The sequence below is a fragment of the Klebsiella sp. HMSC16A12 genome (genome assembly GCF_001808265.1).
GTDB classification, from domain to species: Bacteria; Pseudomonadota; Gammaproteobacteria; order Enterobacterales; family Enterobacteriaceae; genus Klebsiella; species Klebsiella pneumoniae.
Window position 1 is genome coordinate 22,909 of record NZ_KV792645.1, and the last position, 7,558, is coordinate 30,466.

At 55.8% G+C, this 7,558-nt stretch carries 7 protein-coding genes; 1 reads left to right on the top strand and 6 read right to left on the bottom strand.

What is annotated here, in order from left to right; genetic code table 11:
* Nucleotide 1 precedes the first annotated feature (1 nt).
* From ybiO to rhtA, 6 genes are all read right to left on the bottom strand, one after another.
* Nucleotides 2-2,197: a mechanosensitive channel protein gene (ybiO, locus tag HMPREF3140_RS23505; RefSeq protein ID WP_004142041.1), complete on the bottom strand. Its 2,196-nt coding sequence runs from the start codon at nt 2,195-2,197 to the stop codon at nt 2-4.
* Nucleotides 2,198-2,308: 111 nt separating this feature from the next.
* Nucleotides 2,309-3,031, bottom strand: a complete 723-nt coding sequence (glnQ, locus tag HMPREF3140_RS23510) for a glutamine ABC transporter ATP-binding protein GlnQ (RefSeq protein WP_004142040.1) — start codon at nt 3,029-3,031, stop codon at nt 2,309-2,311.
* Nucleotides 3,028-3,687: a glutamine ABC transporter permease GlnP gene (gene glnP, locus HMPREF3140_RS23515; RefSeq protein WP_002895837.1), complete on the bottom strand. Its 660-nt coding sequence runs from the start codon at nt 3,685-3,687 to the stop codon at nt 3,028-3,030. The genes glnQ and glnP overlap by 4 nt, the downstream gene beginning before the upstream one ends.
* A gap of 125 nt (nt 3,688-3,812) precedes the next feature.
* A complete protein-coding gene (gene glnH, locus HMPREF3140_RS23520) occupies nt 3,813-4,559 on the bottom strand; it encodes a glutamine ABC transporter substrate-binding protein GlnH (protein WP_002895839.1) in 747 nt (248 codons plus the stop codon).
* A 408-nt stretch (nt 4,560-4,967) separates the two neighbouring features.
* Complete coding sequence (dps, locus tag HMPREF3140_RS23525) at nt 4,968-5,471, bottom strand: DNA starvation/stationary phase protection protein Dps (RefSeq protein WP_002895841.1); 504 nt, start codon at nt 5,469-5,471, stop codon at nt 4,968-4,970.
* 237 nt (nt 5,472-5,708) lie between these two features.
* Complete coding sequence (gene rhtA, locus HMPREF3140_RS23530) at nt 5,709-6,596, bottom strand: threonine/homoserine exporter RhtA (protein WP_032411096.1); 888 nt, start codon at nt 6,594-6,596, stop codon at nt 5,709-5,711.
* A gap of 351 nt (nt 6,597-6,947) precedes the next feature.
* Between rhtA and ompX the strand changes: the two genes are divergently transcribed.
* Nucleotides 6,948-7,460 (top strand): outer membrane protein OmpX, encoded by a 513-nt coding sequence (gene ompX, locus HMPREF3140_RS23540; protein WP_004179116.1) that lies wholly within the window; start codon nt 6,948-6,950, stop codon nt 7,458-7,460.
* Nucleotides 7,461-7,558: the final 98 nt, after the last annotated feature.

Below are 7,558 nucleotides of genomic sequence, written 5' to 3' on the forward strand. Positions count from 1 at the left end.
GCTACTCGGCGGCCGGGCTGTCGGCGCCCGGCATCGGCAGCTGCTGCCAGGTCTGTACCGGCGCGCGAACCCCGGCGCGATCGAAGTGCTTTTTCACCTGGGTGTCGAGGGCAAAACGCACCGTCCACTGCTTCAGCGGCAGGGTGGTGAAGCTGACGCGTAGCGTAAAGGCGGTATTGCTCAGCCCCACCAGCCCGGCGAACGACGGTTCGCCAATGATCAGACCGCGGATCTCCTCCTGGGCTAGCAGATCGTCCACCGCCGCCTTCAGCGCCTGGCTGGCTTTATCCAGATCCTCATGGCGGTCAACGTCATAGTTAGCCACAACCGAGCCAATGCCGCGCACGAAGTTGGCAAAGGTGGTGATCGAGGACCAGGGAATTATGTGATAGGCGCCGGTATCCTGACGTACCCCCACGGAGCGAATCGACATTCGTTCCACGGTGCCGGTCAAAGGACCGATGGTGACCAGGTCGCCGGTGTTCATCCCGTTCTCAAACTGGATAAATATGCCAGTGATAATGTCTTTGACCAGGGTTTGCGCACCAAACGAAATGGCCAGCCCTAACGCCCCGGCGCCCGCCAGCAGCGGCGCAATGTTTACCCCAATTTCCGAGAGCAGGATCATCACCGTGATGGTGCTGATCACCACCGCCAGCGCGTTGCGAAACAGCGTCAGCAGCGTCCGGGCCCGCGCGCTGGGCAGCGGACGGCCATGAATATCCGATGCCAGCCGGTTTTCAATCAGGCTGGCCAGAACCGTCCAGCCGATGGCGGAGAAGAAGAGGATCAGGGCGATGCGGATCAGCACATCCACCGTTTTTTGCCCGGCATCGTTGTGCAGCCATTCCCGGAAGTCAAACAGGCCCCAGGCGCTCAACAGCAGCATAATGGCGACACAGACGGTGAGAATGCGCGCCGCCTTCAGCGAGGCGGAGATCCAGCCATTTAGCCGCTTTTGCAGTTCAGGGTAGTTGCGCTGGGTGGCGGGCGACAGGGTGATGGTTTTGGCTATCCAGCGCGACAGGATGCCAGACACCAGCGCCGCGCCGCCGATAATCGCCAGGCTTTGCAGGGTGGCGCCCATCATGAATTTCAGGCTGTTGCCCGGGTCGAACAGGGAAAAGAAAAAAAGCACCACAAAGTAGGCGCAGGCCAGCCAGTGCCAGACCAGCGCGAAGGCGCGGATAAACAGGCTAAAGAAAGCTAGTGAGTGGTCGGCCAGGTGGATCAACCCTTGAGTAATCACCGCTTTGTTATGAAAAATCAGGTACAGCGCCCACAGCGTAATGCACAGCATGATGACGACGTTAGCCAGCGCGCCAACTTGAACATTCACCTGATTGGAAATAATCGGCACCGCGACGATCAGACCGTAACCAATCAGGCTGCTGAGCGCGCTCAGGCGCAGGCTCCAGTATGACGCGGCCTCGTCGCTGAGGTTAAAGGGCCGCAGGGCAGGAATGCGCGGGCAGAAAATGAGCCGCAGAATAGCTTTAAAAAACTCGATCAGCGCGAAGGCGTTGAGGAAAAGGCTCTGCTGGAAGGCGATGGTAGGGTTATTCCCATTCAGGCGATCGCTTAGCAACTGACCGACAAACAGGGTTAGCGCCAGCAGCAGCAGGTCGATGATAAACGCCCCGGCGATGGTCAGGGGCAGCTGAAGCCAGTTACCGCGATCGCGGTTTTTATGCCGTCCCCATTCGCCCATTTTGCGATACAGCGGCAGCGCCGCGAGGCGTACCAGCCACCAGAAGGCAAACACCAGCCCGGCCAGCAGTAAAAAATGCCAGGCCGCGCTGGTAAAGGTTTGCGGATTAAAGGGCTTATGCGGTGAGCCGGTGATATTGCGCCACAGCTGGGAAAAGCGTGATGAGAGCTGTTCGCCATATTCCCGGCTTATCTGGGTGACGTTCTCCAGTACCGTGGTCTCTTCTTTTACCGCCGGTGGCGTCAGCGTCGGGGTGCTGTCGGGCGGCGGCGTGGCGGCTGCTTTACGCAGCTGGTCAATGAGCTCCTGACGGGCGGAGTCGTTGGCCAGCACATCGGCCAGTGCGGCATAAGCCGCTCTTTTCTGTTCCACATCGGGTTCGCTGGCGCTGTTTTTATCAGTGTTAGCCGTCGGCACGCCGGGCAGGGTGGCGGCGGAAAGCGGGGCAGTAAACAGTGCTGCGAGCAAAAGCAGGATCCACGGCATGGGCACCTCCGTTGCAACGTAAACGGGTAAGTATAGAAGCCGCTGGCGGAAGGGGAGGGAAGAGGATTCTGGAAAAGCGGCTCTCATCGTGGGGGAGAGAGCCGTTGTGGGTCAGGCGACGTGTTGCAGGAATTCACGCAGGCGCGGGCTGGGCGGGTTCTTCACCAGCTCCTGGGGATTGCCGTCTTCAGCAATTCGTCCTTTGTCGATAAAGATTAGTCGCGAGGCCACTTTTTCGGCAAAGCCGATTTCGTGGGTCACAATCACCATCGTCATGCCCTCTTCCGCCAGGTCCTGCATCACCTTGAGCACTTCATGGCGCAGCTCCGGGTCGAGCGCGGAGGTCGGTTCATCAAACAGCATCATCTTCGGCTTCACCGCCAGCGCGCGGGCGATGGCCACACGCTGTTGCTGGCCGCCGGAGAGTTCGGACGGATAGTGATGCGCGCGCTCAGCCAGACCGACTTTCGCCAGCAGCTCTTTCGCCTGCTTCTCTGCCGCCTGCTTGCTGGCGCCGCGTACCCGCAGCGGGCCAAACATCACGTTTTCCAGCGCCGTGAGGTGCGGGAACAGATAAAACTGCTGGAAAACCATCCCGGCTTCCTGACGAATCAGACGTTCGTCCACCTTCGGGTCGTTGACCTTCAGACCATCGACAATCAGATCGCCGCTGGTGATCTCTTCCAGCTTATTGATGCAGCGCAGCATCGTTGATTTACCGGAACCGGAAGGGCCGATAATGACCACCACTTCACCCTGATTAATTTTCAGAGAGATATCGTGTAGCACCTGGGTCGGACCAAAGTGCTTGGAGACGTTTTTAAATTCAATCACAGGATTTTCATCCTTCTTTCAAGACGACGCAGAATAAAGCTCAGGACCAGGGTGATAATCAGGTAGATCACGGCTACGGCGCTCCAGATTTCCAGCGCGCGGAAGTTGCCCGCGATGATCTCCTGTCCCTGACGGGTCAGTTCGGCGACGCCGATGACGATGAACAGCGAGGTATCCTTGATGCTGATGATCCACTGGTTGCCCAGCGGCGGCAGCATGCGGCGCAGCGCCAGCGGCAGGATCACGTGGCGAATGGTTTCGCGACGCGACAGGCCAAGCGCCAGGCCCGCTTCGCGGAAGCCTTTATGTATGGAGAGCACCGCGCCGCGGGTGATTTCCGCGATATAGGCGCCCGAGTTTATCATGATGGTCACTACCGCCGCGGAGAAGGGGTCGATGCGCAGATCGCTAAAGGCCATCGGCAGCGCAAAGTAGATGAACATAACCTGCACCACAATCGGGGTGCCGCGAATGATTTCAATAAAGACCAGCGCGATGTGGTTGGCGATCCAGCCGCCGAAGCAGCGGGCGAAACCGGCCACCAGACCAATTATCAGACCGCCGGCCAGGCCGAGGACGGAAATCCACAGCGTCATTTTGGCGCCTTCCAGCAAAATCGGAATGGCAGGCCAGATGGCACTCCAGTCAAACTGCATAATACGTTCCTGTTACCGTGTCGAGAGCAGAGGAAAGCCTCCGCCAAAATACCGTCTCCCGCTGAGCCTGTGCCGGAAGACCGTTGTGGTGTCGCCGGACCTCGGTCCGGCGAAGTACGTTTTTATTATTTGGGTTCAGTGCCGAACCATTTTTTATAAATTTCGTTATAGGTACCATTGTCGCGCAGCGTTTTCAGCGCACCGTTCACTTTCTCACGCAGCTCGTCGCTGCCTTTCGGGAAGGCGATACCGTAGTTTTGCGCTTCCAGTGATTCGCCTACCGCTTTGAACTTACCGTTGCCCGCGGTTTTGATGAAGTACAGAATATTCGGCGTATCGTGCAGCACGGCATCCGCGCGACCGGTTCCCAGCTCCATATAGGCGTTATCGATGTTCGGGAACTGACGCAGATCTTTGGTTTTGATATTGGCTTTCGCGTAGTCAACGGAGCCGGTGCCGCTCTTCACCGCGACCACTTTACCGTTCAGATCTTTGACATCTTTGATGTCGTTATTATTGGCGTTGACCATCACCAGCAGGCCGCTTTTGTAGTAGCCGTCGGAGAAGTCGATCGCTTTTTTACGCTCGTCGGTAATGGTGATCCCCGCCAGCGCCAGATCGATATTTTTGGTTTGCAGCGCCGGGATAATGCCGCTGAAGTCCATTGGCTTCAGGGTGTAGTCGAGCTTCAGCTCTTTGGCGATAGCCGCCCACAGGTCAACGTCAAAACCCACATACTTATCGCCTTGCTTAAATTCGAACGGGACGAACGCCGTATCGGTGGCGACAACCAGGGTCTTATTAGCGGCATGGGAAGAAACCGCAAAAGCCAGGGTCAGTGCAGCCAGTGAAACTTTAAATACAGACTTCATAGCATTTCCTTTTATATCCACGGGACGATCCCCTGCGAGAACGACTAGCCTAATGAAAAAATCGTGCCACTTTTACAAGCTGTTGTTTTTCAACAAACGAAGCGTAAGTCGTTGCACAAGATCGATCATTTCAGGCAGTGACTGCACCATGGTGGGGCGTCATTTTGGTGCGTTATAAGGGTGCTGAATTACCAGCCCAGTTTTAGCGCAAACCCTGATGGGAAAACAATCTCGACGTAGCGATTGTGTGAGGTGATTATTACAATCTTTTTACTTTTGCGCGCATTTTCATCAATCTGGTGCCCTGAAACGGTGCAAGGCCAGTGGGGGATGAAAAGCAAAGGATGGAATATAGGGCAGGGAGAAACGCTGAGGCGCCGCCGACCGCGCTGGGCCGGCGGCAAAGCCTTACTCGATGTTGGCTTCAATGAACCACAGGAATTTATCCAGATCGCGGGAAGCCGCGGTGAAGATATCTGCAGTGTCTTCGTCTTTTGCTTCGTCGATCGCCTTACGCACATCGTTCGCCACTACCGCGTAGCGGTCAGCCAGGGCTTTCAGGTGATCCTGAACGTGATGGATGTCCAGTGGGTAGCTCTGCAGCGGGGTTTTGCTGTTAATGACCTGAGTGGTACCCAGGGCGACGCCGCCCAGCTGCACCGCGCGCTCGGCCATGGTGTCCAGATGTTCGGTCAGCGCGGTACGGAAGCCATCCAGCATTTCGTGCACGGCGATAAAGTTCGCACCGCGCATATTCCAGTGTGCCTGCTTGGTGATAAGTGACAGGTCAATGAACTGGATCACCTGGCGATTCAACAGCTCAATGGTCGCTTTCTTTTCGCTGTCAGCGACATCGTTGCGGGTATAGACCAGATTAGACGCTTTTGATTTAACCAGTTTTGCGGTACTCATCGTTTCATATCCTCTTGATATTGATGCTCATCACACTTCAGATCTGAATGATGTGGAGCGTTGTCCCAAATGACTTCGGAAATAAGTATAGCAAGGGTTTTCAAGAGTGAGGCATCGGCAGGCTATATCACTCCGATAGCGCAAAGTGGTTGGTTATTTTAAAAATATTTAAATATCAGGTCTTTATATTCGGCTGAACGGCCCGGATTTCTCTCGGGCCGGCGCCGTAACAGAATGTTAATTGATATCGACCTGCTCGACTTTAGTCTGCCGTTGCATAGTCAGCGTGGCGCCCATCGAGGCGATAATGATCGCACCGAGCGCCAGGGTCTGGGAGAGCTTCAGCGTTTCACCGAGGAAGATCATACCGGAGAGGGCAGCTAACGCTGGCTCAAGGCTCATCAGCGTGCCGAAGGTGCGCGTCGGCAAGCGCGTCAGGGCCATCATCTCGAGGGAGTAGGGCAGCGCGGTAGAGAGAATCGCGATCCCCAAACCCAGCGGCAGCAGCGACCACTGCCACAGCGTATCGGTGGCCTGCGCCATGCCTAACGGCACAAACACCAGCGAGGCGATGAGCGACCCCATCGCTACCGTGGCTGGACCATGCTCTTCACCGGCACGCTGTCCGGTCAGAATATAGACCGCCCAGCACGCCCCGGCGCCGAGGGCGAACAGCGCGCCGGTTAAATCGACCTGCGCCACGTTCTGCCCCAGCGGCAGAAGATACCATAGTCCGAGGATCGCCAGCGCCACCCAGACAAAATCCAGCGGGCGGCGCGAACCAAACAGCGCCACCGCCAGCGGGCCGGTAAACTCCAGGGCCACCGCCACGCCGAGCGGAATGCGCTGCAGGGATAAATAAAAGAGATAGTTCATCGCCCCGAGCGCCAGGCCGTACAGTAGCAGCGGCACGCGCTGCGCCGGGGAGAAACGTAGCCGCCATGGCTTGAACACCACCACCAGAATCAGCGTTCCCAGCGCCAGACGCAGGGCGGTGACGCCCGGGGCGCCGACCACCGGGAACAGCGATTTAGCAAGCGATGCGCCGCTTTGAATCGAGGTCATGGCGACTAAAATCACCAGTATCGGCAACCATGCCGCCGCTTTTCTGGATGGACCGGGCATCCTTTCTCCTGTCAGGTTTTGTCAAAAGGGGTAAAAGTTCCAGTGTACTGGAATTACCTGCCGGCGGTTGAGCTAATGTTGAAAAAAACAGGGGCAAAAACAGTACAATGGCGAAAACTGCTGAGAAATTCACCAGGCGGTTAGGATTAATCTGGATGCTTGCGAATTTCTTAATGAGCGTTAAGATGTAAGTTAACGCCAAAAATTGTTGTTTTCCATATTGTTACAGAAATATGGAAACTTTTGGTTACATGAAAAAGTATGTTAGACAATGTAAACTCCAAAGAGTTTCCCAAAAGTTTTTGATATATTTAAGGCTTAGGACTTATTAGAAACACATTTGAGGTGGTTATGAATAAAATTGCACGTCTTTCAGCACTGGCCGTTGTTCTGGCTGCATCCGTAGGTACCACTGCATTTGCTGCAACTTCTACCGTAACCGGCGGTTACGCGCAGAGCGACATGCAGGGTAAAGCGAACAAAGCTGGCGGTTTCAACCTGAAATACCGTTACGAGCAAGATAACAACCCGCTGGGCGTTATCGGTTCCTTCACCTACACCGAGAAGGATAACACCAGCAACGGTACTTACAACAAAGGTCAGTACTACGGCATCACCGCTGGTCCGGCTTACCGTCTGAACGACTGGGCAAGCATCTACGGCGTAGTGGGTGTTGGTTACGGTAAATTCCAGAACAACAACTACCCTCATAAATCCGATATGAGCGACTACGGTTTCTCTTACGGTGCTGGTCTGCAGTTCAACCCGATCGAAAACGTTGCTCTGGACTTCTCCTACGAGCAGTCTCGTATTCGTAACGTTGACGTCGGCACCTGGATTGCTGGCGTGGGTTACCGCTTCTAATCACTCCGGTGATATGAAAAATCCGCCTCTCGGGGCGGATTTTTTTTGCCTGCTGACGGCCGGCCCGGGCGACTGGCCGGGCCGGCGCGATTAATTGA